Origin of the sequence: Rhodococcus sp. DK176 (genome assembly GCF_038447315.2) — a bacterium.
GTDB classification, from domain to species: Bacteria; Actinomycetota; Actinomycetes; order Mycobacteriales; family Mycobacteriaceae; genus Rhodococcus_F; species Rhodococcus_F jostii_A.
In genome coordinates this window covers 734,031-760,594 of the sequence record NZ_CP118321.2, presented here as the reverse complement: position 1 = coordinate 760,594, position 26,564 = coordinate 734,031, and the positions used below count along the sequence as shown (strand labels likewise).

At 66.4% G+C, this 26,564-nt stretch carries 27 protein-coding genes and 1 pseudogene; 17 read left to right on the top strand and 11 right to left on the bottom strand.

Annotated elements, in window-relative coordinates; all coding sequences use genetic code 11:
- Positions 1 to 195: 195 nt before the first annotated feature.
- Positions 196 to 1,491 carry a serine/threonine-protein kinase gene (locus tag PSR88_RS03495; RefSeq protein WP_016881699.1) on the bottom strand — a complete coding sequence of 432 codons (1,296 nt, stop codon included), beginning with the start codon at positions 1,489 to 1,491 and terminating at the stop codon, positions 196 to 198.
- A 226-nt stretch (positions 1,492 to 1,717) separates the two neighbouring features.
- Between PSR88_RS03495 and PSR88_RS03490 the strand changes: the two are divergent.
- The 3 genes and pseudogenes from PSR88_RS03490 (at position 1,718) to PSR88_RS03480 (ending at position 3,547) form a co-directional block, all read left to right on the top strand.
- Positions 1,718 to 2,085, top strand: a pseudogene (locus PSR88_RS03490) (SRPBCC family protein).
- A gap of 293 nt (positions 2,086 to 2,378) precedes the next feature.
- Positions 2,379 to 2,750 carry a gas vesicle protein GvpJ gene (gene gvpJ, locus PSR88_RS03485; RefSeq protein ID WP_016881700.1) on the top strand — a complete coding sequence of 124 codons (372 nt, stop codon included), beginning with the start codon at positions 2,379 to 2,381 and terminating at the stop codon, positions 2,748 to 2,750.
- Positions 2,747 to 3,547, top strand: a complete 801-nt coding sequence (locus tag PSR88_RS03480; protein WP_016881701.1) for a GvpL/GvpF family gas vesicle protein — start codon at positions 2,747 to 2,749, stop codon at positions 3,545 to 3,547. Before gvpJ (PSR88_RS03485) ends, PSR88_RS03480 begins: the two co-directional genes overlap by 4 nt.
- 485 nt (positions 3,548 to 4,032) lie before the next feature.
- Here the strand turns inward: PSR88_RS03480 and PSR88_RS03475 are convergent, their stop codons facing one another.
- Positions 4,033 to 5,538 (bottom strand): diguanylate cyclase domain-containing protein, encoded by a 1,506-nt coding sequence (locus PSR88_RS03475; protein ID WP_342338052.1) that lies wholly within the window; start codon positions 5,536 to 5,538, stop codon positions 4,033 to 4,035.
- A 1,310-nt stretch (positions 5,539 to 6,848) separates the two neighbouring features.
- Here PSR88_RS03475 and PSR88_RS03470 point away from each other — a divergent pair.
- The 4 genes from PSR88_RS03470 to PSR88_RS03455 are packed head-to-tail and all read left to right on the top strand — an operon-like array spanning position 6,849 to position 10,721.
- Positions 6,849 to 7,481: a hypothetical protein gene (locus tag PSR88_RS03470; RefSeq protein ID WP_011593939.1), complete on the top strand. Its 633-nt coding sequence runs from the start codon at positions 6,849 to 6,851 to the stop codon at positions 7,479 to 7,481.
- On the top strand, positions 7,478 to 9,565 hold the full coding sequence (locus PSR88_RS03465; RefSeq protein WP_342338051.1) for an SRPBCC family protein: 2,088 nt from the start codon (positions 7,478 to 7,480) through the stop codon (positions 9,563 to 9,565). Before PSR88_RS03470 ends, PSR88_RS03465 begins: the two co-directional genes overlap by 4 nt.
- Positions 9,562 to 9,945, top strand: coding sequence for a gas vesicle protein GvpJ (gene gvpJ / locus PSR88_RS03460; RefSeq protein ID WP_011593937.1), 384 nt, complete (start codon positions 9,562 to 9,564; stop codon positions 9,943 to 9,945). Before PSR88_RS03465 ends, gvpJ (PSR88_RS03460) begins: the two co-directional genes overlap by 4 nt.
- Complete coding sequence (locus PSR88_RS03455; protein ID WP_011593936.1) at positions 9,945 to 10,721, top strand: GvpL/GvpF family gas vesicle protein; 777 nt, start codon at positions 9,945 to 9,947, stop codon at positions 10,719 to 10,721. Before gvpJ (PSR88_RS03460) ends, PSR88_RS03455 begins: the two co-directional genes overlap by 1 nt.
- Before the next feature lie 111 nt (positions 10,722 to 10,832).
- On the opposite strand, the gene PSR88_RS03450 is transcribed toward PSR88_RS03455, so the two are convergent.
- Positions 10,833 to 11,486 (bottom strand): PAS and ANTAR domain-containing protein, encoded by a 654-nt coding sequence (locus PSR88_RS03450; RefSeq protein WP_016881705.1) that lies wholly within the window; start codon positions 11,484 to 11,486, stop codon positions 10,833 to 10,835.
- Between the two features lie 284 nt (positions 11,487 to 11,770).
- On the opposite strand from PSR88_RS03450, the gene PSR88_RS03445 reads away from it, so the two are divergent.
- Positions 11,771 to 12,025: a hypothetical protein gene (locus PSR88_RS03445; protein WP_011593934.1), complete on the top strand. Its 255-nt coding sequence runs from the start codon at positions 11,771 to 11,773 to the stop codon at positions 12,023 to 12,025.
- Positions 12,026 to 12,043: 18 nt separating this feature from the next.
- Positions 12,044 to 12,331 (top strand): hypothetical protein, encoded by a 288-nt coding sequence (locus PSR88_RS03440; protein ID WP_016881706.1) that lies wholly within the window; start codon positions 12,044 to 12,046, stop codon positions 12,329 to 12,331.
- A gap of 97 nt (positions 12,332 to 12,428) precedes the next feature.
- Here PSR88_RS03440 and PSR88_RS03435 read toward each other — a convergent pair whose 3' ends face one another.
- Positions 12,429 to 12,686: a three-helix bundle dimerization domain-containing protein gene (locus PSR88_RS03435; protein ID WP_009473303.1), complete on the bottom strand. Its 258-nt coding sequence runs from the start codon at positions 12,684 to 12,686 to the stop codon at positions 12,429 to 12,431.
- Positions 12,687 to 12,897: 211 nt separating this feature from the next.
- Here PSR88_RS03435 and PSR88_RS03430 point away from each other — a divergent pair, with 211 nt between their 5' ends.
- A complete protein-coding gene (locus PSR88_RS03430; protein WP_011593932.1) occupies positions 12,898 to 13,155 on the top strand; it encodes a hypothetical protein in 258 nt (85 codons plus the stop codon).
- Positions 13,156 to 13,300: 145 nt separating this feature from the next.
- Here PSR88_RS03430 and PSR88_RS03425 read toward each other — a convergent pair whose 3' ends face one another.
- On the bottom strand, positions 13,301 to 13,570 hold the full coding sequence (locus PSR88_RS03425; RefSeq protein ID WP_237735098.1) for a hypothetical protein: 270 nt from the start codon (positions 13,568 to 13,570) through the stop codon (positions 13,301 to 13,303).
- Positions 13,571 to 13,787: 217 nt separating this feature from the next.
- On the opposite strand from PSR88_RS03425, the gene PSR88_RS03420 reads away from it, so the two are divergent.
- The gene (locus PSR88_RS03420; protein ID WP_016881707.1) at positions 13,788 to 13,961 is read left to right on the top strand and encodes a hypothetical protein; all 174 of its coding nucleotides are present in this window, start codon (positions 13,788 to 13,790) and stop codon (positions 13,959 to 13,961) included.
- 655 nt (positions 13,962 to 14,616) lie between these two features.
- Here the strand turns inward: PSR88_RS03420 and PSR88_RS03415 are convergent.
- On the bottom strand, positions 14,617 to 14,763 hold the full coding sequence (locus PSR88_RS03415) for an acyl-CoA synthetase (RefSeq protein WP_237724011.1): 147 nt from the start codon (positions 14,761 to 14,763) through the stop codon (positions 14,617 to 14,619).
- A 333-nt stretch (positions 14,764 to 15,096) separates the two neighbouring features.
- Here PSR88_RS03415 and PSR88_RS03410 point away from each other — a divergent pair, with 333 nt between their 5' ends.
- The 4 genes from PSR88_RS03410 to PSR88_RS03395 all read left to right on the top strand — a co-directional run bounded on the left by PSR88_RS03410 (position 15,097) and on the right by PSR88_RS03395 (position 18,148).
- A complete protein-coding gene (locus PSR88_RS03410) occupies positions 15,097 to 15,627 on the top strand; it encodes a hypothetical protein (RefSeq protein WP_009473295.1) in 531 nt (176 codons plus the stop codon).
- Between the two features lie 99 nt (positions 15,628 to 15,726).
- Positions 15,727 to 16,713 (top strand): hypothetical protein, encoded by a 987-nt coding sequence (locus PSR88_RS03405; protein WP_016881709.1) that lies wholly within the window; start codon positions 15,727 to 15,729, stop codon positions 16,711 to 16,713.
- Between the two features lie 301 nt (positions 16,714 to 17,014).
- Positions 17,015 to 17,419 (top strand): hypothetical protein, encoded by a 405-nt coding sequence (locus PSR88_RS03400; RefSeq protein WP_237724012.1) that lies wholly within the window; start codon positions 17,015 to 17,017, stop codon positions 17,417 to 17,419.
- 390 nt (positions 17,420 to 17,809) lie between these two features.
- Positions 17,810 to 18,148 (top strand): hypothetical protein, encoded by a 339-nt coding sequence (locus PSR88_RS03395; protein ID WP_342338050.1) that lies wholly within the window; start codon positions 17,810 to 17,812, stop codon positions 18,146 to 18,148.
- Between the two features lie 397 nt (positions 18,149 to 18,545).
- On the opposite strand, the gene PSR88_RS03390 is transcribed toward PSR88_RS03395, so the two are convergent.
- The 4 genes from PSR88_RS03390 to PSR88_RS03375 form a co-directional block, all read right to left on the bottom strand.
- Complete coding sequence (locus tag PSR88_RS03390; protein WP_342338049.1) at positions 18,546 to 18,989, bottom strand: DUF6262 family protein; 444 nt, start codon at positions 18,987 to 18,989, stop codon at positions 18,546 to 18,548.
- Positions 18,979 to 20,823: a tyrosine-type recombinase/integrase gene (locus tag PSR88_RS03385; RefSeq protein WP_342338048.1), complete on the bottom strand. Its 1,845-nt coding sequence runs from the start codon at positions 20,821 to 20,823 to the stop codon at positions 18,979 to 18,981. Before PSR88_RS03385 ends, PSR88_RS03390 begins: the two co-directional genes overlap by 11 nt.
- Positions 20,824 to 21,218: 395 nt before the next feature.
- Entirely contained in the window at positions 21,219 to 22,331 is a 1,113-nt protein-coding gene (locus PSR88_RS03380) for a tyrosine-type recombinase/integrase (protein ID WP_342338047.1), read from the bottom strand.
- Positions 22,332 to 22,614: 283 nt separating this feature from the next.
- Positions 22,615 to 23,313 carry a GntR family transcriptional regulator gene (locus PSR88_RS03375; RefSeq protein WP_016880795.1) on the bottom strand — a complete coding sequence of 233 codons (699 nt, stop codon included), beginning with the start codon at positions 23,311 to 23,313 and terminating at the stop codon, positions 22,615 to 22,617.
- Positions 23,314 to 23,400: 87 nt separating this feature from the next.
- Here PSR88_RS03375 and PSR88_RS03370 point away from each other — a divergent pair, with 87 nt between their 5' ends.
- Together PSR88_RS03370 and PSR88_RS03365 are read left to right on the top strand one after the other, a co-directional pair.
- Positions 23,401 to 24,813: a CitMHS family transporter gene (locus PSR88_RS03370; RefSeq protein WP_011593915.1), complete on the top strand. Its 1,413-nt coding sequence runs from the start codon at positions 23,401 to 23,403 to the stop codon at positions 24,811 to 24,813.
- A 14-nt stretch (positions 24,814 to 24,827) separates the two neighbouring features.
- Positions 24,828 to 25,232, top strand: coding sequence for a universal stress protein (locus PSR88_RS03365; RefSeq protein WP_011593914.1), 405 nt, complete (start codon positions 24,828 to 24,830; stop codon positions 25,230 to 25,232).
- A gap of 486 nt (positions 25,233 to 25,718) precedes the next feature.
- Here the strand turns inward: PSR88_RS03365 and PSR88_RS03360 are convergent, their stop codons facing one another.
- On the bottom strand, positions 25,719 to 26,552 hold the full coding sequence (locus PSR88_RS03360; RefSeq protein WP_016880796.1) for an HpcH/HpaI aldolase/citrate lyase family protein: 834 nt from the start codon (positions 26,550 to 26,552) through the stop codon (positions 25,719 to 25,721).
- Between the last annotated feature and the right edge of the window lie 12 nt (positions 26,553 to 26,564).

Below are 26,564 nucleotides of genomic sequence, written 5' to 3'. Positions count from 1 at the left end.
GAGAGGTCAGCGCGACGACCGTGAGGGGATCGCCTGTGAGCGTGTGGATCCCGAGCGTCGGTGCCATTCGGTGGCCAGGGTCAGGTCCGGCGTCACCTCGTGGGTGACGATGAGGATTCATCGACCATCTCTGACGCTCCCGGAAGCGGCGTTTCCCTTCCTCGTGAGGTGGGCGAAGCACCGTGGGCGGTCGGTTCAGTTCCCGCCGCCGTTGCCGCGGCCGCCACCACTGTTGCCACCGTTGCCGTTTCCGTTGCCGTTTCCCTGGTTCCCGTTGCCCGGACCGCCCTGACCGTTGCCTTGGTTGCCGCCGCCCTGGTTGCCGTTCCCGCCGCCGGTGTCCACGCCTGCGCCCGGTGCGGTGCCGTTCGGCGCGACGATCTGGGGTGCCGGGGCGGTCGGTTCGGAGCTGATCATGGTGGCCGGCGGCGACGCTGCCGGGGTGAGGTAGCTGCTCGGGGCGGGAGCGGTCGGCGGGGGCACCGAGGTCGACCCGGTGGTGCTGCCCTCGTCCTGCGACGCGACGGCCAGGACGAGCAGTGCGATGGTCACCAGGACCGCCGCGACCGCGCCGAGGATCACCCCGGCACCCGGTGACCGACGCGGCGGTGCGGGAGGACGCGGGGGAACCGCAACGGACGGGACAGGGGTGAGCACCCGGGTCGGGGGTGGCGGCGACATCCTGCGCGGGTTCGCGAGGTCGTTGCGCATCTGGTCGGCGGTGGCGAACCGTTGCTGGGGGTCGCGGCTGAGGGCGCGCTCGATCACGGTGGTCAGTGTCGGGGCGAGGTCGGGGCGTACCGCGGTGAGCGGCTCGTGGTGTCCGTGGACGATCGCGTGGGCCAGCGACAGGATTGTGTCCCCGGTGTAGGGGCGGTGGCCGGCGAGGGCTTCGTAGCCGACGACACCGACGGCGTAGAGGTCGTCGGTCACCGAGGCAGGTTTTCCTGTGATGCGGTCGGGGCTCAGGTAGGCGACGGTGCCGAGGACCTCCCCGGCGGTGGTGTGGGTGGTGTCGGCGCTCTTGGCGATGCCGAAGTCGGTGACCTTCACGGTGCCGTGGGCGTCGAACAGGATGTTGCCCGGTTTGATGTCCCGGTGCAGGATTCCCGCCGCGTGTGCGGCCCCCAGGGCGTCGAGGGTCTGGGTGAGGATGGTCCGGGCTCGCGGGGCGGGGAGCGGGCCGGCGAGGAGGTCGTCGAGCAGGGTCCGCCCGGGCAGGCGTTCCATCACGATGTACGGGGCACCGTGGTCGTCGCCGCTGTCGTGGACGGCGACGACGTTTGGGTGATTCAGCGTCGCGGCGAGGCGCGCCTCGGATTCGAAACGCCGCCGGGTCTGCGGTTCCGAGGCCATCTCCGGGCGCAGCACCTTCACCGCGACAGCCCGGGCCAGGCGTTGATCCCACCCGTCGTACACGTCGGCCAGTCCGCCCCGGCCCAGGACCCCTCGCAGCTCGTACCGACCTGCGAGAACCACCGACACCGACATACGTTCACGCTAATGGGCGCGGCCACCGCCCGGTAACCACGCCGCCACCTACCGGTACCCGCCCGTTGGCACGCCACACCCAGTGGGCACCCAGGGCGCCGAGTGCTCGCGACCGGTTCGTCTTCCGTGTGGGATCGGCGAGAGGCGGGTACGCGAGGTCGCATGAGCACAATCGGTCCGGATCGCCGACGACCAGTGGACGCAGTTCGAGACGTTCCCGAAGTTCATGGAGGGGGTGCGGGAGATCCGTCAGCTCGACGACATCCACACACATTGGGTGCTCGATATCGCGGGGCAGACCCGTGAGTTCGATGCCACCATCACTGAACAGCATCCGGACGAGCGGGTGGCCTGGCATTCGGACGCTGGCCCCGATCATGCCGGGGTGATCACCTTCCATCGTCTCGACGGCTCCCACACCCGGGTGACCGCGCAGATGGACATCGACCCGGAAGGGTTCGTCGAGAACGCCGCGACAGGCTCGGCGTCCTCAGCCACCGAGTCAAGGCAGACATGACGTTCAAGCACTTCATTGAAGAGTGTGGCACCGAAACCGGCGGCTGGCGCGGCGGCGTCGACCGCCCCACCTCCTGAAACACCCTCAAGAGGTACTTCCTCCAACCGCCACACCTCGTCAGGCGGTGTAGTCACGGGCAACGGCTACCAGTCTCGGGCGGGGTCGAACCGTTTCGCACGGGCCGAATCGCCCGGGATTCCAGCGGTTTTGGCGGATTGAACTGCGGCCGTTGCGGGTAGTCCGGTAGTTCACGCGCGGGCATCCGTTTTCGGGGTATGCCCGCGCGGGGCGAGCCCGGCCGGGGCGCCGAGCGGACCGCACACGAAAAGTCCCCGGGGTCGGGCGGGAGCGGGGAGCGAGGAGCGATGCCATGACCACAGCGGGCGGTCCGAGCTCGAGCAGCCTAGCCGACGTCATCGACACCATCTTGGACAAGGGCCTGGTCATCGACGCCTACGTGCGGATCTCGCTGGTCGGCATCGAACTGCTCACCATCGACGCCCGCATTGTCGTCGCCAGCGTCGACACCTACCTGCGCTTCGCGGAGGCGGCGAACAGACTGGAGATCGGCAGCGAACCCAAGGGCCTGTCCGACCTCGTCTCCGACGTCAAGGGCAGCGGCAGCACGAAGTCCAAGACCAAAGGCGTCCTCGAAGGCGTGGGGGAGAAGCTCGGTGAGCTGCTCAGCGGATCCGCGAGCGAACGCGAACGCGAACCGGCACCGCGGCGGAGGCGGAAATGACCTCCGCCAACGACACCGGCGACCACGACGACGACAACGGCGAGGGTGCTGCGGCATCCGTGATGTACGTGTACGCAATCGTGCCGGCGGACGTGCAACCGGAAGAGGACGCCACCGGCATCCACGACGCCCCGATCGAGATCGTCACCCATGGCGACATAGCGGCATTGGTGAGCGAGATCGACCCCGACGACCGGCTCGGCACCCCCGCGGACCTGCAGGCCCACGCCCGTATCCTCGACGGAACCTCGCACGTCGCCCCGGTGCTGCCGCTGCGCTTCGGTGCCGTCGTGTCCGACCGCGACGCCGTTGTCAACGAACTGCTCGCCGAACATCACGACGAGTTCGCCTCCGCCCTCGACGAACTCGAGGGCTTCGCCCAGTACATGATAAAGGGCCGTTACGTCGAGGAGAGCATCGTTCGGGAAATCGTCGACGAGAACCCGAAGGCGTCCGCCCTGCTCGAGTCGATCCGGGGCCAGCCCGAGGAGCTCACCCACGATGCACGGATTGCGTTGGGCGAGATCATCGGCCACACCCTCGAGGCGAAGCGGGACGCGGACACCCGTATCACTCTCGAGGCGTTGTCGCCGCTGACCGACACCGTCACCGTACGCGATCCCACCCACGACGAGGACGCCGTCCAGATCGCGATCCTCCTCGAGGTGGACCGGCAAGACGAACTCGAGCAGACGGTCGGCGACCTGGCCGAACGCTGGGACAACCGGGTCGACATGCGCATCCTCGGCCCCATGGCGCCCTACGACTTCGTGGTGAGACCGAAGCCGGAGGACTGACGAAAGATTCTGTAGGGGTTCAGGTTTCAAGAAACCGTGCTCATTAGTGAGCTCGGTCCTGCCCTATGAGTTTTCGACTTTTTTCGTGCTCGATGATTCGTGTTCTGCCGCTGCACGTCGGAGCATTCGCGGATGTGGTGCGCGGGGAGTTCTGGCGACAGCGGTCGACGGCCTCCGCGGTGGCCGCCAGTATCAGGAGGGGGCGCACCCCAGGGCGGGTGTCGCGGTGGACCCGCCCGATGTCACACGTTCAACAGGCACGACATCACGGTGAGACGTAGCTACCCGGGGCGTTCCCGCCGTTGCCGGTGTTCCGAGCGTCAGAAAGCCGGGAGATGGATGCATACCTTGGCGGGCTCGTTGAGCCTCGGACAGGAGCACCCGGAATTACCGCGAATGAAGAGGCGCGAGCGGTGCGGCTGCCTCCGAGTTCGGACACCCTTCGTGCCGATCAGGTCGCTGTACGTCGCGTCGTGTGTGAGGGCTCAGCGGCCTGGGTCTGCGGGATCGGGATGGTGTAGTGCGTATCGGCCGGGCCCGGTGGCCTTGGCCCGGTACATCGCCCGGTCGGCGTGATGAATCAGCTCGTGCGGTGAGACCGCGGCGCCGGTGACGGCGATTCCGACACTCGCCGTGATGGGTGCAGCCCCCGGGTGCGGGTCGACGGTGGCGATTCGGTCGGCGATCGCGGTCGCATCAGCGGGACCGGTGACGGCCGGGCACAGGATCAGGAATTCGTCGCCGCCGAGGCGCGCCACGATGTCGGTGGGCCGAACCAGGGACCGCAGACGGTCGGCGAGTCGGACCAGGGCGGCGTCGCCGCCGGCGTGCCCCAGCCGGGCGTTGAGGTGCCGGAAGTTGTCCAGGTCGATCACCAACACCGCGACCCGAATGCCTGTGTGTGCCGCCTGGTCGAGGGCGGCGGTGATCCGCTCCAGCGCCAGGGTGCGGTTCGGTAACCCGGTGAGTGGGTCGTGCAGGCTCTGATGCCGCAACCGCTCCTCCACCTCGATCCGGCCGATCGCGGTGGACAGCACCGCGGCCACCGCACGCACGGGGGCCACCTCGTGCTCTCGGGCGACCCGTGGTCCGGCGAAATGGGCGGTCAGCACCCCCCAGATCGGATCGTGCCCGATCGGCACGCCGATGCCGCTTCCCAGCCCGTGCGCGGCCATGTCCGCGGTGGCGAACCGGCGTTCGTCGGCGCGGTCCGGGCAGCACACAACCGCCGTCTCGGTGGCCGCGTACCCGGTCAGCGAGCCGCGGCCGGCGGCGACGGTGCTCGGGCGCGGCCCGGGTCCGTGGTAGCCGAGCACCGGCAGCACCGCCCCGCTGGCGCCCGGCACCCGGGCTACCGCCGCGCACCGCGTCCCCAGCAGCGCGGTGACCGTCCCGGTGGCGGCGGTCGGGAGTGTGTCGAGGTCGGCGGTGACCGCGAGTCGGCTCAGCTCGGCGAGCGCGTGTTGTTCTCGGCACCGCTGGTCGGCCGCCGCCAACGCGGCGAGCAGCGGGTGTTCCCGCACGCCCGCGGTGGACGGCTCCCGGGCGATCGCCCCGATCAGCAGCGGGCGTCCGTTCTCGTCGCGTTCGGTGACGAAGACGGACAGGACCGTCGGAATCGGTGCCCCGGTGCGCAGGTGCCGCAGCTCGGTTCGCCCACACCACCGGCCCCGGTCGGTCAGGGCAGCGAAGACCTCCGATGCCTGCGCCATCGCGGTGTCGGTGCGGACGTCGGCGACCGTGCGCCCGGGCACCTCGCCGCCGTCCTCGAACCCGAGCAGGGCGGCGGCGGCCGGGTTGAGGTACCGGAGGCGGCCCGAGCCGAACTCCCACAGCCCCACCGGGGTCGGTGCGCATTCCAGCGCGGCGGCCAGTTGCGCGGACATCGCCGCGCCCGGGAACGATCCCGTCTCGGATCGGGTCACCTCTTCGGGGGACCCGGATTGTGCGGCGCCCTCCGGCACCCGGTACGGTCCGAATAATTCAGTCACGACTGGTCGGTTTCATTCTTGCCCAACATCTTTCAGTGAATAGGTATGTCGCACCGGCTGCCGCTATCGTTTCGCGAGAAGGCTCCCGGCGGCGCGGTGACACGCCGGGGCGGAGATCACCCGGGTCCCGATGCCCCGCGCCGCGGGTCCCCTGCCGATCCTCGGGTGTGTGGGGCGTGGTCGGGCAAGTCGCGCTGATCAACGAGTTGGTGACGAGGCAGTACCTGGTGTTCATCCGCGTCGCTTCCGTGGGGGTGTCCTTTGTATATGCTGCGGCCGGGAATTTCCGAGACCGGCCACTCTCGTGCGCGGTGAGATGAATATGCAGACACGGGACTCTCGGATATCCGGTGTCGGCAAAATCACGTGTACATATTGGGAGGCGCCCCACATTCTCGAACCGCGCTTCGCGCAAGGCTATTCCGGGGTCGACCGGTCCGATTTCGGGGTGACAATTTCGACTCGACTGCGGGGTCGCCCGCCGACCGGGCACCCGCAGGCCGAGCTCACTTCCCGCCCGAGGATGGCGGTAGGGACAGGGGGCATGGCCGGTGATCGTGCTGAGGTGATCGTGCTGATCAGGGCGGTGGCCCGGCCGCCCCCAGGTGTGCCGGGCCACCGCTGTCCTGGTTTACTCGGTCGGTCAGTTCAGTCCGATGCGGCCGCCGAAGGCGGCGCTCAGCCACCTGCCTCGAACGCGACGTCGAAGTCGATTCCTGCAGAACCCATCAGAATTTCCGCCTTTCCTGGTGATGAATCCACGGGATCGTCGATCTCCGCTTACGATGCCTATCGCGCTCGGGGTCGGGGAGTGTTTCGCAAATAAGCGAATTTCTCACATTATGAAAGTAACAACCGCCCATAATGTTCCCGGGAAAATCGATTTAGGAATGGGTAACTTCAAAATAATCGGCGCATTTGTTTCTCGTGTGTATTTGCGTGATCCACGAGGTTACGAAAGGTCGGGGCCGCGCGCGGGCCGAGACGGGGTGGGCGAGCACTCGACCTCGGTCCGCGCGCGGACGGGGCGCCCCGCCGGCCGACAGGTATCCCGAGGGCCGGCAGAGCCCGCGGTCTTTCGGTGCGGTCCGGTTCGATCGTGACGCGGTGGCGAACGAACCGCTCGCCGAGCACGACGACGAGTTCGCCTCCGCCCTCACGGAACTCGAGGCCTTCGCGCAGATTGAGCGTCACCGGCCCGGGGTAGTCGGCGGGAACGAAGGCACCACCCACCGACCACGGCCCCCATCTTTTTCGCCGACGCCGGCGCCGAGGTGCACCACACCTACTCGACAACAAGGGGTTGGGCGATGACGGGCAAAGGTCAGATGGCGTTGGCCGTGGGTGCCGGGTACATGCTGGGCCGCTCGCACAAGATGAAGTTGGCGTTGATGCTCGCGGGCGCCGGAGCATCCAGTCGGTTTCCTTCCGGCTCACTGGGTGTTCTCGGACAGGGGGGAAAGTTGCTCGCGAATTCACCCGAGGTCGCCAAGCTCGGCGAGACGGTCCGCAAGGAGTTGATGAGGGCGGCGAAGACCGCCGCGGTGACCGCGGCCAGTCGTCGCATCGACTCGCTCAGCTCCCGGTTGCAGTCGGGCGGGGGAGACCTCCACCTCGTCGACAGTGTCGGCACGGCCGCGGACGGGAGGAGGTCGAAGCGGCGGCGTGCCGAGGAACCGGATGACGAGTACGACGACGCGGAGGTCGAGGAGGGGCCGGGCACCGACGAGGACGAGAGCGAGGAAGACGATTCCGAGCGGGCACCTCGCGCCCGGAAGCGCCCCGCCGCGCGCCGCCGCTCCTCGAGCAGTGGTGGTTCCCGTCCCACCCGGTCCCGGTCGTCGACGAAGAACGACGACGAGGACGAGGCCCCCACCCGGGCCCGCAAGACCCGCGCGAAGGCAACGACCGATTCCGCACCCGTTCGACGCACCCGGAGATGACGACGATGACCTCGAACCTCGACAGTGCAGCGAAGAAGCTGCGCAAGAACGTCTCCGGTGTGTCCGGTGAGGCCGCATCGGTGTCACCGCTGCAGAAGGCGGCGCAGGGCCTGATCGGCACTGTGACCGACAAGGCGATGTCCACCGTCTCCGACAAGGTGCAGGGCGCCGCCGGTCGGCTGACCGACTACGCCGAGGGCGGTGGTGGAAGCCTGCTGTCCGCGGTCACCGGCACCGGAAACGGCAACGGCAACGGTGACGGTGACGGGAACGAGAAGGGCGACGGCAAGTCACTGTTCTCGGGGCTGACCGACAAGGTGAAGGACACTGCGTCGAATCTGAAGGACGCGGTCACCGGCGGCGGCGGTGGCGGCAAGGGCAAGAAGCTCAAGTTGACCAACATCGTCGAAACGATCGATGTCGGTGTGCCGGTTCAACTGGCGTACAACCAATGGACCCAGTTCGCCGACTTCCCGTCGTTCATGAAGAAGGTCGAACGGGTGGAGCAGGAAGCGGACGAGAAGCTCGAGTGGAAGGCACAGATCTTCCTTTCGCATCGCACCTGGGAAGCGTCGATCCTCGAGCAGGTTCCCGATGAGCGGATCGTGTGGCGCTCGAAGGGCGCCAAGGGTTTCATCGACGGTGCGGTGACGTTCCATGAGGTGACCCCGGATCTCACCCGCATCGTTCTGATTCTCGAGTATCACCCGAAGGGGTTGTTCGAGAAGACGGGAAACCTGTGGCGTGCACAGGGTCGGCGAGCGCGCTTGGAGTTGAAGCACTTCGGACGTCACGTCATGACCCAGTCCGTTCTCCATCCCGACGAGATAGAGGGTTGGCGCGGAGAAATTCGGGACGGCAAGGTTGTCGAACCCGAAGAGTCCGAGGACAACAACGAGGAACCGACCGACGACGAGACAGCCGCCGCCACCGGTGAGCAGGACCGGTCCGACGAGGAGACGGCCGAAGACGAAGAACCGGAGGAGGAATCGGAGGAGGAGCCGGAGGACGAGGCCGGCGAGTACGAGGAGGAGGAGCCGGAGGAGGAGCCTGAGGAGGAGGAGCCGGAGGAGGAGACCGGCGAGTACGAGGAGGAGGAGCCCGAGGAGGAGACCGGCGAGTACGAGTACGAGGAATCGGAGGAGGAGCCCGAGGAGGAGGAGCCGGAAGGCGAGGCCGGTGAGTACGAGGAGGAGGAGCCCGAGGAGGGGGAGCCGGAGGAGGAGACCGGCGAGTACGAGGAGGAGGAGCCGGAGGAGGAGCCCGAGGAGGAGGAGCCGGAAGGCGAGGCCGGCGAGTACGAGGAGGAGGAGCCGGGGGAGGAGGAGCCGGAGGAGGAGGCCGGCGAGTACGAGGAGGAGGAGCCGGGGGAGGAGGAGCCGGAGGAGGAGCCCGAGGAGGAGGAGCCGGAGGACGAGGCCGGCGAGTACGAGGAGGAGGAGCCGGGGGAGGAGGAGCCGGAGGAGGAGCCCGAGGAGGAGAACCCGGAGGACGAGGCCGGCGAGTACGAGGAGGAGGAGCCGGGGGAGGAGGAGCCGGAGGAGGAGACCGGCGAGTACGAGGAGGAGGAGCCCGAGGAGGAGACCGGCGAGTACGAGGACGAGGAATCGGAGGAGGAGTCCGAGGAGGAGGAGGAGGAGGAGCCAGAGCCACGGCGGCGTCGTCCCCGGACGGCCGCAGCGAAGAGGACCCCCGCGAAGAGGACCCCCGCGAAGAAGGCCCCAGCGAAGAAGGCCCCAGCGAAGAAGGCCCCAGCGAAGAAGGCCCCCGCGAAGAAGGCCCCCGCGAAGAAGGCCCCCGCGAAGAAGGCCCCCGCGAAGAAGGCCCCAGCGAAGAAGGCCCCCGCGAAGAAGGCCCCCGCGAAGAAGGCCCCCGCGAAGAAGGCCCCAGCGAAGAAGACCGCAGCGAAGAAGACCGCAGCGAAGAAGGCCCCAGCGAAGAAGGCCGCAGCCAAGAAGGCCCCAGCGAAGAAGACCGCAGCGAAGAAGGCCCCAGCGAAGAAGGCCGCAGCCAAGAAGGCCCCAGCGAAGAGGACCCCCGCGAAGAAGGCAACGCCGAGGCGTAGGACAGGAGCACGCGCATGACCACGGCAGGTGGACCCAGCTCGAGCAGTCTCGCCGACGTCATCGACACCATCCTCGACAAGGGCCTCGTGATCGACGCGTACGTGCGGGTCTCTCTGGTCGGCATTGAATTGCTGACCATCGACGCCCGGGTTGTCGTCGCGAGCGTGGACACCTACCTGCGGTTCGCGGAGGCGGTGAACCGGCTCGAGATCGGCAGCGAACCGAAGGGGCTGTCCGAGATCGTCTCGGGCGCTACCGAGGGCGGTGCCAAGTCGAAGACGAAGGGCGCGCTCGAATCGGCGGGCGACAAGCTCGGCGGCCTCCTCGGGGGTGGGGAGGAAGAGGAAGAACCTGAGCGAGAACGAGTGTCGCGCAAATCGACTCGAGGTGACCGGTGATGGCCACGTCGGAGCAGACGAAGCCGACGACCGGTGTGTATGTCTACGGCATCGTCCCGGCCGACGTCGAGGTCGCCGAGGATGCGACCGGGGTCGCGGACGGCACCGTGGAGGTGGTCACTCATGGTGACATTGCCGCCCTGGTGAGCGGACTGTCGGTGGACCGGGCGCTCGGCGCACCCGGGGACCTGCGAGCGCATGCGGACCTGCTGGACGCGGTGGCCGGGGTGGCGCCGGTGCTGCCCCTGCGGTTCGGCGCGGTGCTCACCGACGCCGACGCCGTGCAGGAGGAACTGCTCTCGGCGCACGTGGACGAGTTCAGTACTGCTCTCGAGAAATTGGAGGGCAGGGCCCAGTACATCGTGAAGGGCCGGTACGTGGAGAAGGCGATCCTGCAGGAGATCCTCGACGAGGACGATCAGGCGGCGGCGCTGCGCGAGGAGATCCGCGACAAGTCGGAGGACGCGGGACGGCAGGCGCGAATGGCCTTGGGAGAACTGGTGAGCAACGCGATCGCCGCCAAGCGCGAACAGGACACCCGCAGGGTCGTCGAGGCGCTCGACGACCTCGCCGCTTCCGTGAACGTGCGCGAACCCACGCATGAGGAGGAGGCCGCGCAGGTGGCGATCCTCGCCGACGTCGAGCGTCAGGGCGAGCTCGAACAGGTGCTCAGCGAGCTGGCCCAGGCCTGGAACGAGCGGGTGGAGATGAAGCTGCTCGGACCGCAGGCGGCGTACGACTTCGTAGTCACCCCGAAGCCGGAGGGCCAGGGCTGAGGGATGGGTCTGTTCTCGTTCATCGTCACCTTGCCGCTGCAACTACGCACGTGAGCGGAACCGTCCCCGGGATACCTTCCGTGTCAGGTGGACTCGTCGCTGGGGATTCCGTCACCTCCGCCAGGTGCCGACTCGTTGGTGGGCGGTCAGCAGCAGATGATCGAACCGCGCACGCAGCCCGGTGTCGGGGTCGAACTCGCGGAACCCGGCGACGATCTGTTCGGCGATAGTGCACAGCCGGGTGTTGGTTTCCTGGGAGCGCCAGGTCAGGACGTCGAACGCCCGGTCGGCGGTGATGCCGTAGACCAGCATCAGCGCACCTTTGGCTTGCTCGATCACCGCCCGTGACTGTGCGAGTTCGGCGACCGCCTCGTCGACGGAGTCCTTCACGTCGTTCTGGTGGGTGTCGGTGATGTCGATGTAGAACCCGGTCGTGCCGATCACCTGGCCGGTGTCGTCGTGCAGATGGTCGCCGACGACCACGACGTGGCGAACCTTGCCGGTGGTGTCGATGATGCGGTGCTTGCTGCTGAACGGTTCGGCGTCGGTGACCATCCGGTCCAGCACCCGGGCGACACGCGGGTGGTCCTCCGGGTGCTTGTGGGACAGCAGCAGGTCGGTGGTCGGGGTGACCTCGCCGGGTTGGTAGCCGTGCATCTGGGCGACGGCGTCGGACCACTCCCACCGCTGCCCGTCCAGCAAGAACCGGAAGCTGCCCACCCGCTGCGGCTCGCCGCCGAACACCTGTTCTGAATCCACGCCCATTTCTAGCGCATCGGTAGCGGGAGAGCTGCACGGACCGGGCCGTGACCAGACCCACGTGACTGCGCACGCCGGAGCCAATCCTTCGTTTGCCGACTACGCCGATGGGACAGTCGTGGCAGTGCATGTACTGGTGGTGTCCGTTTCAGGGGCTGGGGGCAAGCGCAGGCGTAAGCACCCAACGCTTTGGCAGCGGTGGGAGTGGGTACAGAACTGACCTCAGTAATGTTCTGACCAAGTAACCGGAACCTCCGGCGTACGCACACCCGCAGGGAAGGCGGTCGCAGATGAAGTTCCGAGAACACCTTGCCAGTGGTGTCGGAGTCCTTGGGCTGGCTGTCGACGCGGGTATCGCTCTGGCATCGATCGTGGTCGCAGTCCCGGTCGCGTTCATTGTCAGCGAGGTGGGCAAGGATCGGGCGCAGGCCCGCAGGCAGACTTCGCCCACCGTGCCGCCGGCGTCGACGACGCACGATCTCGGGACGGTCTTCACCTATCGGGAACGGACCGGAGGCGGCCGCTCGTCGCTGGGTGGCAGCTGAGGAGAAGGGTGGGGACACATGGCCGAGATGAGCGAGAAGACACCGGAACTCGGTGACGCGTTGCGCGTCGGTGCCCGAGTCCTGGTCCGCAGGCCGTCGGAGACGGCGGCGACCGGTGCGGCCGTCGAGGACTGCGCCGACCTGGTCCCGGCGCAGGATCGGGGGCACGAGTGGGCGCCGGTGCCTCGGTGGGCGGTGGCCCTCGATGACGGGCGGTTGGTCTTCGCCGACACAGAGGACCTCACGGTCGATCCGTCACCTGGCGCCCCCGAGGGCGAAATAGGCAAGGCGGTCGAGCCGAAGTAGGGGAAGGCCGCAGGTGATCGGCTCGGCGCCGGAGACCGCCGCGGGTTCGACGACGGGTGAGGCCGGCCGACCCCTCGTCATCGTCGGCCGGAGGTACCTAGAGCATGTGGTGCTCGACCCGGGCCGCCGCGGGCAAGGTGGCGGAGGTTGTCGCCCCAGCCGCCAGGGCCGCGTCCAGTGATCTGATCGCGGCTCGTTCGACCAGCAGGGGGACGAAGTCCCGGATCCGGCATCCGTCGAACCGGTGATGAGCGGTGTCAACCATCTCGCCGACCAGGTGCGGATCGAGGAACTCATACCGCCTGACCAGCTGTGCGCGCACCGCGTCGAGATGCTGTCTCTCGGTGACGTCCATGACCAGAATTGTCCTCCCGCACGCGCTCCACGTGGAGTGCATTTTTCACGGGTCGACCCGGTGGACCGCGCTCGTCTTCGCCGCCGATCGCCTGATCGGCGGGTTGACGTGTCGACCGGCGGGCTGCACGATGTGTCGCTGGACCGCAGCGCCGCAGTCTCGTTCGAGTCCCGCGGCACCGATCCTGTCGCGCCCAGCTGGAGGTCACCGGATGGCACCGATCGAGCACGACCCCGATATCGCCCAGGCACAGGTCTTCCTGCACCTGCTCAACACCGAGATCGACATCCTCACCGCCCGCATCGAAGAGACCGAAGCCGACGCCCACCGTGCCGGATCCTGGGACCGGCTGGGTGCGCGGGTACGGCCGGAGGAGGACACCCTGCAGGAGCAACTTTCCGAGGCGCACCACCTGGTCGCCCGGCTCACCGCCCGCTATCCCGAACTTCGGGACGTCGAACGGAACTGAGCCGAAGCATCATTCGGACGTCACCCGCGGCGGGGTGTTGAGGTGTGTTCGGCCGGGAACAATGCCACGGTGGTCACGCTTGCGGGGAGACCGATCTGCGGCCATTCGGCGGTCAGTGCCACCCTCCTTACCGGTGGCGAGACCGTCAGCCAGTACATCGGCTGGGTCCGGTAACGGCATGTCCCCGCGGCCCAGTCCTTCCGATCGGGGCGGTGGAAGCACGGGTGTCCGCGACCGCGAGGTCGTCCGTCCCAGCCCACACATCCAGATACGACCAGTGCGCCGACGGCTCCGCCGGATCGGTGAGCGGCCGGGTTTCATGCCGGGCCCGTTCGGCCGGGCAGCCGGTGGCGGTCAGGGTCAGGTGCGCGAGACCGGACGGATACGCCACGACCCGCAACAGCTCCAGGGTCAACTGAATGTCCGCGGCCAAGAGCCGGCGGCCGTGCACCTGGACACCGCCACATGCCGGTGGGGCGGTCGCGGGCCAGCGGGGTCTGCGCACGACCCCGATGGAGCACCCCCGCGAGGGCCGCCGCAAGCACAACGTCGTAAGACGAGATATACGCATGGGTAACAAAGCCGCGATATGCTTTGTCCTGTCAAAAGAACAGAGGGGGAGGCGGCATCCGATGAAGAAGCCCGGCGAGGAAACATCGCGTGAGAGTGGCGCGGTCGTGCCGAACGATCACCTGTCCTCGGACGATCTGGCCGGAGTTGTGGAGGCCCTCACCGGAGAACGCGTGACTCCCCGCAGCGCGACCGGCAACCTCGCCGGGGCGACCCGGCGAGCGGCGAAGAACTGAGCGGCGGCTCTCGCGGCTGAGTAGCCGCTGACCGCTCGTCGGGAAGCTGCGGGTCAAGCCTTGGCGAGGGTCGGGGTTCGGTGCTGTCTGGACCGGCTCCGTGTCATTCATGATTTGTGCGGGTGACTGCTGTAAACAAACATTTACACAACGTCTCGATTAAAAGAGCAGGTGAGCATACTTCTTGCTCTCCAGAGCGGCGCCGGAGCGCCTCGGCCACGGATTTCGCGCAGGTGGAGGCCGAAGTGTCCGTGACGAGCCAGCTCCCGGCGGACACTTGGTAACAGCACAGCCGATGATCGCGAAGTTGATCTTGTGCGAACACTGATACTGATCGGAACGGCCTTCGGACTCGGCGCGGGCCTGGTATGTACAGCCTGTTCGCCTGGTGGCTGTCGTACCCGGTGCATTTCTACGTCGGCAGCCACAAACCGCTCGGCGCCGAAGGGACCACCGGGCACATGGACGCCGTGGACCCCATACCCTTTCTTGCGGCCGGCGGGATCTTCAGCGCGGTCCTCGGGGCGGTCTCCGGGTTCGTCGCCGCACGCCGCGGCTGGCAGGACACGGTGCCTGATCCCGGCGGAAGTGCGCCGGGATCGTCCGGCCGTCGTTCTTGGACGGCGAGTCCGATTGTTCGAGAGGGTCGATGGTCCTAAACGCGCGACGTCTGGTGCCAGTACTGGGCCTTGATCTTGCGTTTGAACAGCTTTCCTGATTCGTCCCGAGGAAGCTCGGGGTCGAGGACGATGAGTCGGGGGACCTTGTAGTTGGCCAGTCGGGCACCGAGGTACTCGGGCATCCGCATATGGATGCGGCATTGGGCCTGCGTGGTCAGGGATCCGCCGCAGACGCCCGTCTAGCGCAACACTTAATCCATACCTGGCCGTGAACGGCGACCAGGGTGCGGCAGGTGACCGCCGTGGTTGCTGCTCGGACAGAAACCGATCCTGCCCCAGTCGCGGCGAGCGAATTGATCGTTGTTTCCGCATCGCACTCAGCGAGATTTTGTTACAAGCTTCAATCATATTTCGGGTGTGGCAATTATCTCGCAACCGAATCATTCAATTCGTGTACGAAAGACATTCGCCTCTCTACAGTGATCGGTACATAGCAAGATCAACTAGGAGAACTGATGCGCAAGACCACCTTTGCCGTAGCAAGCGCCGTGGCAACCCTGGGCCTGATGATGCCGGGCGTCACCGCGAATGCGGACCCTACCGCGTCGGGTCCGGCAACCTTCTCGGTTTTGAGCGGTCCGCTCAGCATCCTGGCACCCGGACCGTACGCCGGCGGCACCGTGGCTCCGGGCGAGACGGTCACACTGGTGACGACCGTGCCCCCTTCCGTCACCGATCTTCGCGGCGGTACGGCAGGTTGGACGGCGACCGCCGCAATCACCGATTTCACCCAAACTCTCGGAAGTTCGGTCATTCCTGCTTCCGGTGTCACATACACGGCGTCCGCGCCGACCCTTCGCACCGGTATCGCCACCTTCACCCCTGGCGGCCCGGCGGTCATCGATACCGCCAAGCCGGTCATGACGGCGGCGGGCGTCACGGGCAACAACACCGCCACCTGGCCGGCGAGCGTCGCAGTGGCCGTGCCGCAGGACGGTGTGACCGCGGGTGTCTACACCTCAGTGCTGGCCCACTCCGTCGCCTGAGCGGAGATCTCTGACGAGAAGAGGCGAAGCCCAGTGGATTCGTCTCGTCCGCGTTTGCCACTTGCGTTGTAGGAAGAGGACCGATCCGTGCGTTATGTGATGAGTCTGCTTGTTCTGGCTGCTGCATGGTCGGTGGCGACCCTGGCCTATGCCACCCCGCATCACGCCCAGGACCCGGCTGGTCAGACCGGACTTGGTATCCGGCTGGCCGAGGTCCCCGTCGAGCTCAAGGACGACCCGCGCGCCCTGTCGTACATCGTCGACAACGTCAATCCGGGGACCACCATCCAGCGGCGCATCGAAATTCAAAACCACACCGGTGCCCCGCAGAAGGTTGAGCTATACGCCGGGGCGGCCAACCTCACCGATTCCCAGTTCACCATCGAAGACGGCCGGGCGGTCAACGAGCTCACTACCTGGACCACAGTCGACCCGAAGGAAGCTGAGCTCGCCGACGGCACCAGCACCGACGCAGTCGTCACGGTCGCAGTACCTGAAGATGCCCCCGAGGGCGAGCAGTACGCCGTGGTCTGGGCGCAGATCACCGGACCACCCCCGACGGGAACCGGCACTCAACTGGTGAGCCGGGTCGGGATCCGGTTGTACCTCAATGTGGGACCGGGCAACGGTCCTCCGGCTGACTTCAGCATCGCTGAGGTCACCCCGCAACGGAATTCGGAAGGGATCGCCCAGCTCGTGGCCGAAGTGGAGAACACCGGTGGGCGGGCCCTCGATATGGCGGGTGAAGTACGTTTGAGCGGCGGGCCTGGGAGCTTGTCAGCGGGCCCGTTCAACGCCGTCAATGGCACCACCATCGCACCCGGAGCGACTGCTCTCGTCACCATCGACCTCAGCCCGGACCTACCGAACGGACCCTGGACCGCGGACCTCACATTGCGCAGCGGTTTGGTGAATCACCTGACGTCTGCGTCCGTGACCTTCCCGGATTCCGGCGTCGGTACACCCGTCGGCACCGGCGACAACGGGAGCGGATTTCCTTGGGTAATCAGTTTCGCGGTTCTCTTGGTTGCGTTGATCGTCACCGTCGTACTTCTGTTGCGGCAGAGAAGTCGCCAGAACACGTAGGGAACCCGCAATGACACGTCCAGCGATTATTCTACTGACGGTCGCGTTCCTCGTTGCCGGTGCAGCCGCCGCCCACGCGCAGGAAACGACACCCCCGGCAACGACGCCCCTCGCTACCCCTGCGACGACGACACCAGTCCCAGCCACCACCACGACGACCCCGGCGCCGACGTCAGTCTCCGCCAGCACCACGGTGGTGCCCACCGCCGGCGATGCAGCGGCCAGCACGCCGCCCGTCGTGGCAACTGCAACGCCGTCGACAACCAGCACACCAGCAGCAGTCGCACCCACACCGGGGGCGATGGTGGCAGCCGCGGAAACGGGCTTGCTCGCCATCACCACGGTCGGCGGGTTCGTTATGGGGGCATCGAATCCGGGAACCACGGTGGAAGGCTCCACGCTGGTAGCGATAACCGACCTGCGTCTGCTCACCGCGCCGACGTGGATCTCCACCGTGCAGATGACGGACTTCGTAGGCACAAGAACGGGACGAATAATCCCAGCCGGCGCGGCCGTGTACGCCTCCACTTCCATCGGATGCAGTACCTCGCCCGGCCCGCGCACGCTGGCAGCTACGCCCGTAGTCGTCCAGACCGCCCGCATCTCGCCGTGCCCCACGGAATGGACAGCGACCATCCATGTGTCCATTCCCCCGGACGCCGTCGCCGACACCTACCGTGCATCAGTCACACACTCCGTCGCCTGACACCCTGGCACTCTCGACACGGCTTCGGCTCGTCGGTCGTCAGTTTCCCCCTTGACGCTAGTGGCCGCACCAACGATCCACCCAGGAGCCGGTTACCGCTGCGGCAGTGCGGGTCCTGACGGCTACTCAAGCGGAGGAAAGCGCCTTCGAACTCAGTGTCGGCGATCTGATCGACTTCGAGTGGAAGAAATCCGCCGCAGACGCTCCGAAAGACTTGCTGTACCAAGCGACACAGGCGTGGCCTCAACCACCGGTGCCGCGAAAGCTTAGGTGGCGACTTAACCTCGATGCCGAGATGCCGCCGACGCACCTACTCATTTCGTCTAGGCGTGCCGTGCAGTCGGCCGGGATACTCAGTGCTTCAGCGAATTCGACGAGTACAGCTCACTCATGTGGACAAGAGAAGACACCACGGACGAGATCCCGGCATGGACTATCGGACTCAATGCCGTCGAGGCCCGGACCAATGGTGTGGACATTCCGAGCGGATTCGGATTCGGCATCCCATACGAGACAAACGTTGAGACCGCGACGGCCGAGATCGCAGAGGCGGTTCAGGACTGGCTCTCAGGCTACGAATTCGTCCTGTGGCCCATATCGAGCCGCAGCCCCTTGCTGCTTTTCAAGCCTGACGTCCGGGATGGAAACGCCGTCTGGATCGACCGCGTAGACGACTCGGTCAGTTATCCGATCAGTGAGCTCTGCACACAGCGTGGTCAACACCAGTGACCGACTTGCTGCGATCGAGCGTTCGGTTTCGATAGCACACCGGAATCCCCGTAGGGTTCGCCGTGCCGTGTGGGGATCGTTAATCGGCCTGGACGGGTCGTACCTGAGTGGCCACAAATGTGAAGTCCACTACCGTGCCGGTTGGCTTCTGCCACTCGAAGTCGACCTCTTGGCCAGGGTCGAGCGACGATCAGGACTTCGCCGGGACGAGAAACTTCACCGCGACGCTGAAGGCGTATTTTCCTGGGCTGTTCAGCAAGGGACTCGATGAGTGCATGGCGTCCTCATCGATGTTGAGGATTTTGAACTTCGAGACCCCCTGCTTATCTTCAGCTCGGTCAGTGTCCGCATCGCCGACCTGCGCGGATGCGTGGTGACAGTGTTGACGACGCAGCCGTCAGCATGGCCCGCTGAGGGTTCGAGATTTTCTTCTCGGCGTGTCGGGATTGCACTCGATGACGGCTGCGACCCGTTGTTCACCGAGGGCGATGGCGAGGGCCGCGCGTAGATGTCGGTTTTCGGTCTCCAGTTCGCTGTTTCGTTGTGTTGCGACCTCGAGCCGCCGACGAAGCGATGCGTCGGATGCGCGTTGCCGATCTGGAACCCGCTGAGCGATAGGTGACGGATTCTGCCGGTCACGCAGCCGTTCGATCTCGGAGCCCAGGTCGGGCTGTTTGTAGAGCCAGGAGCGTGAAACCCGGGCCTCCCGTGCGACCGCATCGAACGAAATCCGTTGCCCCGCATTATCCATCCTGCGCAGCGTGGCGACGGCACGCCGGCGCGTCGCGGTCGCTCGGCGCCGAGCGGAGGCGACGACATGACGGGAGTTGTCAGCGCGCATTCGGGGCCCCCTCTTCTTCTGCGTCTGTCTTCTCGACTTCGCTGATCCTCCGGTCGAGGTTGGTCAGGACCTGCTTGTTCATCTCGACCATGCGGGCCTGGCCGTTGCGTTCCGACACGTCGATGAGCGTGAGGGTGTGATGGCGCTGCTCACGCAGTTCGGGCAGGAATTTCGGGCCCGTGAGAAAGACCGGGCAGCTCAAACATGCGTTGGCGTGCGGGCAGGTCTTCTGCAACGGCAGCCCGCAGTATCCGTTCGGCAACGCTTGTGTCGCCATGCTGTAGCGCGCCTTAGCCCATTGCGCTTGGGCCAGAGGTCCTTCCGGATCGATCGAGATACGCTCGCCCTTGATGTTGACCTTGGTTGCCTGTTCCCAGTGCCGCCGCACGGTCTCGTCGGTGAGCTTGGCATAGTGCGAGGTCATCTCGTGCGAATCGTGGTCCAGAAGGACCCGGACGACCTCATGGGGGACGTCACGGTTGATGAGCCGGCAGGCGAAGGTGTGCCGCCATTGATGGGGCGTCAGATGGACCGGTCGGCCGTGTTCGTCGCGGATCTCGCAGGTCTCGAGCCATCGGTTGAGCATATGCCGGTAGGTGCCGTCCGAGAGCGGGGTGTGGCCGGAGACGTTGGCGTTGGGTCGGGGGAACAGGCAGGGTGTCCCGTCCGGCCATCGGTGCAGGACCCGTTTCTGCTGTTCGCCTATGGCCGCTTCGAGTTCCTCGTCGATAGGCACGGCAGCCTCGCGTCGCATCTTGGTGTTGAAGTAGCGGAGATAGGGGGCGCCTTGGCTGTCGTGGAGTAGGCAGTCGAAGTCGAGGGTCAACGCGCTCGAGATCCGCAGACCGCAGCGGGAGAGGATCAGTGTGATGAGCCGACCTGCCGGGTTGGGCCAGCGGTCCAGGTTGGCGGGGGCCTCTATCTGGGTCATGACGTACTCGGCGAGGCGACGGTCGACTTGTCTCGGGGTGGGAGGTGTGTCGCCGACGTAGAACGCCGCGGTACCGGGCAGTGTGTCGTCCCATCCGTATTGTCGGATGTTCTGGAAGAACACGTTGAGCGGGCCGATCCGCGCCTTCTTCGAGCCGTTCCCGCCAGGCTGTGACATCAGAAAAGCGAGATAGCGTTCCAGCAGAGGCCGGTCGATCTCGTCGATTGCGTCGATGCCGACGCTGGTGAGGAAGCTGCTGAAGCTGTTGAGCGCATCGACCCCCCTCCGAGCTGCGCCGATGCTCAGCCCGGACGACAGTCGCAGCCGCGTCCATCGCTTTCCCAGTGCACGCAGCCAGGGCTGGGCGATGCGATCGAACCGCAAATGGGAGCGTGAGCAGGGACGCCCGGCGGGAAGGGTGAGGCCGGGCAATTTATACAGCCGCCACACATCCTTGGAAAACTCGACGTCCCAGCCCGTCCCATCCCGCAGCGATTCCACCGCATCACGGGCATCGAGCAGAAACCCGATCAACTCAACGCCACGCGCCCCTGCGTGCTCGCGCCACTGGTGCTCGGACAGGTCCAGCAGCGAGACAACGCCGCGCTTCTTGACGAGACGGACTACAGCCATCACCACGCGCGGAGCGGCGGTGCGGGAGCGGGAGTCGCGCCGGCACTGCAACGAGTACTGAAACTCCAAGCGCAATTGCGGGTCCAGGGATCGCAGATCGATGCGGGCGGTTCCGATAAGTTCGCAGTCGGCGATGAAGCGGTCCGGGTCCGGCTGGCCCTGATACCGCCAGCGACCCTCGTGGCCCATGCAAAACAGTTTCGTCGGATTGACCCAGATATTGCAGAACGGCAGTCGACACTCGGCCGCCGTGGTGTCACTCGGGGTCATGTCAGGTGCGTCCCACTCTGCAACATCGGGCCTGCCGGCCCGCTCCCACCGATACAGATGCCTCGAACACAGCCCGTTCTTGGCGCCTCGCCCGTATCGGCAGCCGGTAACGATGCAGACGGCCAACGAGCTGCGTCCCCGCACCGGTGGGCCGGGGTCGGCGAGGAAGTCCGCCATCGGCGGCTTGCCGCGCTTGCGGAACCGGAGGGCATGGGGGTTGCACATCCCTCGCGTCGGTCCCGCCGGTCGGTCGCAGTCGGCGACCACACACGCGTCGGTGATGAAGACCGGATCGTCCGGGGCGGGGGCTAGGATCTCGGTGCGGAACTCGGCCCGAACGGCGGACATCAACTGTTCCAGCAGCCCAGATTGCCTCGATGCTTTGTCAGTAACTGTCACAGTCGGACCTCCCGTCCGGTGAACCAGCCCGCAGATTCGAGCGTCTGCCGGGCGTCCTCGACCGTGAGGTGGCTGTACGTGTCGATCGTGCTGGTGATCGAGGCATGGCCCAACAGGGACTGCACCGATTCCATGGCGGCACCGCGGCGCAGCAACCAGGTCGCGTAGGTGTGTCGAAACAGATGCGGCCCGAAGTCAACTCCGGTGCGTGTCCGCAGACGCTTGACCAGGTCGTAGACGGCCGAGTACGACCATGGGCGGCCGCGCGGTGCCGACCAGAGATTGACGAACACGTAGTCCGAATCGAGTGCCCCGTACTCCTGATTGAGATAGTCGGCATACAGGCGCATCAGCTCCGCGCTGGCCGGGATCGTTCGCGCTCCCGCCTTGGCGCGGGCGCCATTATCGTTATGGCGCGGCATGACCGTCACCGTCTTCTCGGCGATGGCGAAGTCTTCGTGACGCAGACCCAAGGCCTCGCCAACTCGGATCCCGGTGTCGAGCATCAGAGCGAACAACAACCGGTCCCGCAGGTGCTCGCAGGAGTCGAGAATCGATTGGACCTGTTGAACAGTAAGCACTTTCGGTATCTGGCGAGAAGTCTTCAGTTTGATCGTCCGACGCCGTTCGACACCGCGCTTGCTCACGTGGTGCAGAAACGGCTTGTACGAAGTCGCCGCACCACCGCGACCGGCTGGCTGCATCGTGATCAGTGACGCCGACAGTTCGACACCGTGACGAGCATGGAACCCGCAGAACGATGTCAGTGCGGCCAACTTGCGGTTCACGCTGCGGGCCGAGCAGTACGGCTGCATCGTCGGCAGCGCCGTCACCCTGCCGTCTCGGGCTGGTGGGGGCATCCGAAGCCAGGCCACGAACCCGGCGACGTCCTCCAGCGTCGCCGACTGCCAGTCGATCCTGTGTCGACCCAGGTAGGTCAGCCAGTCCTTCAAGTCGTGCGCGTATGCCTTGACCGTGTTCGGTGACTTCTCGATCGACACCAGATACGACAGGACGCGTTCGATCGGCTCCACCGGGATCTGGTCATCTCCGAGCACCGTCCAAGACTCGAACTCTACGGCCGGCATTAGCACTCGCTGCACCCGCATTTAGAACCTCCTGTTCCGTGATGGACAGCAGAAGGTAATCCCATCTACGACGCAATTTCGGGGATTTCGCGCTACGTCATGCACGTCGGAGAGGGCGTCGGTTCAGCTACAGATAACCTTCGGGGTGGAGCATCACCGTGTCGCCAGTAGTCAAAAGCGTGCGAGTTCCCGGATTCTCGGTCATACGACAGGCCTAACTCGCACGGTTCGGTGGCCAATTCGCAGATACGCGTCTGGTTCGATCGAGGCTCCGCTCAGGTTGCCGATCGGAACCGAACTGTCGTCACGCGGTGATCAGCTGGACGGGCACGCCCGATCCAGCAGGGTTGATGACGGCATCGAGGATCGTGCGCTGGGTCTCGGCGAGGTGATCAGTGCATGCGGTGGCCGCGGCGTCGCCGTCGCCGGCGAGGATTGCCCGGCACATGGTCCGGTGCTCGGTGAGGGAGGTGTCGAGGCGTTGGGGGCGCGAGTGCGCGATGATGCGCAGTCGGGCACTGTGGGGGCGCAACTCGGCGATGGAGCGGGCGAGGTGCTCGTTGCGGGTGTGCGCGATGACGGCCTGGTCGAATGCCTCGGCGAGCTCGTAGAACCGGTCACGTCGCTGGTCGAACGGCGCCTGATCTGCGAGTTGGTCGAGTCCGTCGAGGATTTCCGTGAAGGCCTGTCGTCCCGCGGGAACCGAGTCGATGTTGTCGGCGACCATCCGTACCGCTGCCGCTTCGAGCAACATCCGCAGTTCGAACAGGTCTCGCACCCCCTGGATGGAGATCGGCGCGACGCGGACCCCCTGTCGGTCGACGAGCGAGACCAGGCCTTCGGTCTCGAGCTGCAACAGCGCGCGACGCACCGGAGTGCGTGAAGCGGAGAAGCGCTCGCCGATGCTGATCACGCTCAGGGACTCCCCGGGGCGCAGGGTCCCGTCAAGGATGCTCTCTCTGAGCTGCGCGTATACCTGCTCGCTCTTGCTGTCGGCCGCCATGTGTGCATCATAACGAACAACATGGAACTCGCTAAAGTGTTCCATACGGTATACAGTGATGCACACCACTACAACGGAGGAAGTCCGATGCTCGTCATATTTGGCTTCTCGATGATCGCGGTATTCATGTACCTGATCATGAGCAAGCGCATCACTCCGGTCGCGGCCCTTATCGTCGTACCGACCGTGTTCGCCCTTTTCGCCGGTGCGGGAATGGGTTTCAGCGACATGATCATGGAGGCGCTGCTCAAGCTCGCCCCCACGGCGGCGTTGCTGTTCTTCGCGATCACCTTCTTCGGGATCATGATCGACGTCGGGTTGTTCGACCCGCTGATCCGACTGATCCTCAAGTTCGTCCGCAACGACCCGATGAAACTGGTCGTCGGAACGGCCCTGTTGACGTCGATCGTGTCGCTGGACGGCGACGGCTCCACCACGTTCATCATCGTGACCTCGGCGTTCCTGCCGATCTATCTGAAACTGCGGATGAGCCCGGTCGTGCTGACCGTGGTCGCGGCGACTGCAAACGGTGTGCTGAACACGGTGCCGTGGGGCGGGTCGACCGCCCGGGCGGCGGCCGCGTTGAATGTCTCGCCGATCGACATCTTCGTCCCGATGATTCCGTCGATCGTGGCTGGCCTGATAGCCGTTCTCGTGCTCGCCTACTTCCTCGGTCGCAGCGAACGCAAGCGAGTCGGCATGCTCACCCTCGACTGCGAATCGGTGGAAGAAGCTGCTCTCGTGGGATCCTCCGGTGGCACGGGCAAGACCCCGGACTCGGACAACACCGCGAGGGGGCCGGCGCACCCGTCCGCCGGCGGCGACGATGTCTCCGATTTCGCCGAACTCCCCACTGTGGGTGATCATCTCGAGAGGCCGAAGGCCCGTCCGAAGCTGGTGTGGATCAACTTCGCGTTGACCGCAGCAGTGATGACGCTGCTCGTGCTCGGCACTCTCGCGCCGCCGGTGATCCTGATGCTCGGCGTCGGTATCGCGCTGATCATCAACTTCCCCCGGGTGTCCGAGCAGGCCGATCAGCTCAAGTCCCACGCGTCGAGCGTGGTGTCGGTGGTGGCGCTGGTCTTCGCCGCCTCCGTGCTCACCGGGGTACTGTCGGGAACCGGAATGGTCGAGGCGATGGCCCAGTGGCTCGTCGAGATCATCCCGACCAGTTTCGGCCCGCACCTGGCCATCGTCACCGGCCTGCTGAGCCTGCCGCTGACGTTCTTCATGAGCAACGACGCCTTCTTCTTCGGTGTGCTCCCGGTGCTCAACGAGACGGCCTCGCACTACGGCATCGCCCCCGAGGAGATGGCCCGTGCCGCGATCATCGGACAACCCCTGCACACCTCCAGCCCCCTGGTCGCCTCGTTCCTGCTGCTGGTGGGCCTGGCCAAGGTCGAACTCGGTGACCACCAGAAGAAGGCGATCTGGCGGGCCTGTCTGGTCGGTCTGGTCATGCTCGTCGTCGGCATCCTCTTCGCCGCATACCCCGGATAGGACGGAACCCCGCCATGAACCTCGTCGTCTTGCTCACCGATCGCCCGGAAAGCCACAGCGCCCTCGACTGGACCCTCGACACCGCCGGAAAGCTCGCCGACGACCCGGCGGCGGTGACGGTGCACATCGTGATGGCCGGCGGTGCGGATTCACCGGCGAGCCCGAACTACACCTCCCCGGCACTCGCCGCGCAGGCGCGCCAGCGGCTACAGGATTCCGGTGTGAAGTACGAACTGCACGCCGCCGAAACCGATCTCGCGGACCAGGTCGTCACCCTGGCCACCGATACCGGCGCCGACCTCGTCGCACTCGGGCTACGCCGGAGATCCGCCGCAATGAAACTGCTCCTCGGCAGCCACACCCAGCGCATCCTGCTCGACGCGCCCTGCCCGGTGGTGGGCGTCAAGGAACCCGCCTAGCCATAGACAGTTCCCCGGCCACGGTGAGTGAGAACGCATCACGCGATCCCACCCACCGTGGCCGTCTGCGTACCGGCGTCTGATAGACGCAAGGTCATCCGATCGTGGAATGAGAATGAGATCCGTGCGTTTGCTGCGCACCATCCGGGGGCGGCGCGGGCGCAGGATCTGTGCGGGAGGTTGCGTCGAGGTCGCGGTGAGTAGCACCAGACCAGGGCTCTGCACTCCACTCGGCGTGCCGCCCGCGGACCTCGTACGCTCCCACGGCAGCGTGGGCATGATCGCGGGGCGGCGCGCGGACCGAGTCAGCAGGCGCACCCTGCACAGAACTCTTCCCGGTCCGGTTGCTCGCTGCTCTGTCCGCAGCGCACCCGAGACCGAGAGAGGCAGTGTGCCGCCCGCACCTGGAGGTGGCGCGGACGGCACGCTGCGGGAAGGTCCGCAACGCGGGTGACTGTCGGTTCGGGCCGCGCGGCGGACTGGTGGTCAGGAGCCGTCGGTGGCGAAGGCGGTCGCGAGCTGCCGGATACGGAGGGCGCGGGCAAGTTTCGGGCGGTCGCTGCCGTCGGTGACGTGCGCGCCGTCCACGCCGAGACGGGCGATGACGGTCTCGGCCCAGTCGATGTCGTGCGCGGTCGGGGACAGTGCGGTGCTGATCGACGCGATGTGGTCCGGGCGCAGGCACAGCTTGCCGGTCATTCCGGCCGCGACGCCGACCGCGACCCCGGCGATCAGGTCGGTGTCGGCGTGGGTGGGGCCGTCGATGGGCGGTGCGATCCGTTCGGCGCGGCTGGCGACGACCAGACGTGAGCGGGCATACGCCAGCGACACCGGGTCGGCCCCGGCGCCGGTGTCACGGCGGAAGTCGCCGCTGCCGAACGCCAACCGCGCGGTGGCGGCTGCCCGGGCAATGGGGCGGGCCTCCTCGAGCCCGAGTGCGGACTCGATCAACGCCACGATCGCAGTGCCGGCGGGCAACCGCTCGGCGGTGGCCTCGACCTGTTCGGCGTGCTCGGACTTGGCCAGCATCACCCCGCCGAGGCGACTGGTGTCGGCGAGCATCCGCAGGTCCTCGGCCCAGTGACTGGTGGTGGCGTCGTTGATCCGCACCCAGGCGGTATGGCCGTCACCGAGCCGCCGGGCGGTGTGGTGCCGGGCGGCGGGCTTGTCGCGGTCGGCGACGCCGTCCTCGAGGTCGAGGACGACCACATCGGCTCCGCAGGAGGCTGAGGCGGCGATCACCGCCGGATCGGCGGCGGCCGTGAGCAGCCAGGTCCGCGCGAGCGCGATGCGGGACGGATCGGCGGTAGACGTGCGCACGCAAAAGTCCTT

Coding starts and splice junctions, on each gene's coding strand:
- PSR88_RS03395 (WP_342338050.1), top strand. CDS start 17,810: ATGTGGACAAGAGAAGACACCACGGACGAGATCCCGGCATGGACTATC.
- PSR88_RS03380 (WP_342338047.1), bottom strand. CDS start 22,331: ATGCGGGTGCAGCGAGTGCTAATGCCGGCCGTAGAGTTCGAGTCTTGG.
- PSR88_RS03385 (WP_342338048.1), bottom strand. CDS start 20,823: ATGACCCCGAGTGACACCACGGCGGCCGAGTGTCGACTGCCGTTCTGC.
- PSR88_RS03470 (WP_011593939.1), top strand. CDS start 6,849: ATGACGGGCAAAGGTCAGATGGCGTTGGCCGTGGGTGCCGGGTACATG.
- PSR88_RS03435 (WP_009473303.1), bottom strand. CDS start 12,686: ATGGACGTCACCGAGAGACAGCATCTCGACGCGGTGCGCGCACAGCTG.
- gvpJ (WP_016881700.1), top strand. CDS start 2,379: ATGACCACAGCGGGCGGTCCGAGCTCGAGCAGCCTAGCCGACGTCATC.
- PSR88_RS03480 (WP_016881701.1), top strand. CDS start 2,747: ATGACCTCCGCCAACGACACCGGCGACCACGACGACGACAACGGCGAG.
- PSR88_RS03440 (WP_016881706.1), top strand. CDS start 12,044: ATGGCCGAGATGAGCGAGAAGACACCGGAACTCGGTGACGCGTTGCGC.
- PSR88_RS03420 (WP_016881707.1), top strand. CDS start 13,788: ATGAAGAAGCCCGGCGAGGAAACATCGCGTGAGAGTGGCGCGGTCGTG.
- PSR88_RS03390 (WP_342338049.1), bottom strand. CDS start 18,989: ATGCGCGCTGACAACTCCCGTCATGTCGTCGCCTCCGCTCGGCGCCGA.
- PSR88_RS03430 (WP_011593932.1), top strand. CDS start 12,898: ATGGCACCGATCGAGCACGACCCCGATATCGCCCAGGCACAGGTCTTC.
- PSR88_RS03415 (WP_237724011.1), bottom strand. CDS start 14,763: ATGCCCGAGTACCTCGGTGCCCGACTGGCCAACTACAAGGTCCCCCGA.
- PSR88_RS03465 (WP_342338051.1), top strand. CDS start 7,478: ATGACGACGATGACCTCGAACCTCGACAGTGCAGCGAAGAAGCTGCGC.
- gvpJ (WP_011593937.1), top strand. CDS start 9,562: ATGACCACGGCAGGTGGACCCAGCTCGAGCAGTCTCGCCGACGTCATC.
- PSR88_RS03495 (WP_016881699.1), bottom strand. CDS start 1,491: ATGTCGGTGTCGGTGGTTCTCGCAGGTCGGTACGAGCTGCGAGGGGTC.
- PSR88_RS03375 (WP_016880795.1), bottom strand. CDS start 23,313: ATGGCGGCCGACAGCAAGAGCGAGCAGGTATACGCGCAGCTCAGAGAG.
- PSR88_RS03410 (WP_009473295.1), top strand. CDS start 15,097: ATGCGCAAGACCACCTTTGCCGTAGCAAGCGCCGTGGCAACCCTGGGC.
- PSR88_RS03405 (WP_016881709.1), top strand. CDS start 15,727: ATGAGTCTGCTTGTTCTGGCTGCTGCATGGTCGGTGGCGACCCTGGCC.
- PSR88_RS03445 (WP_011593934.1), top strand. CDS start 11,771: ATGAAGTTCCGAGAACACCTTGCCAGTGGTGTCGGAGTCCTTGGGCTG.
- PSR88_RS03455 (WP_011593936.1), top strand. CDS start 9,945: ATGGCCACGTCGGAGCAGACGAAGCCGACGACCGGTGTGTATGTCTAC.
- PSR88_RS03365 (WP_011593914.1), top strand. CDS start 24,828: ATGAACCTCGTCGTCTTGCTCACCGATCGCCCGGAAAGCCACAGCGCC.
- PSR88_RS03400 (WP_237724012.1), top strand. CDS start 17,015: ATGGTGGCAGCCGCGGAAACGGGCTTGCTCGCCATCACCACGGTCGGC.
- PSR88_RS03370 (WP_011593915.1), top strand. CDS start 23,401: ATGCTCGTCATATTTGGCTTCTCGATGATCGCGGTATTCATGTACCTG.
- PSR88_RS03450 (WP_016881705.1), bottom strand. CDS start 11,486: ATGGGCGTGGATTCAGAACAGGTGTTCGGCGGCGAGCCGCAGCGGGTG.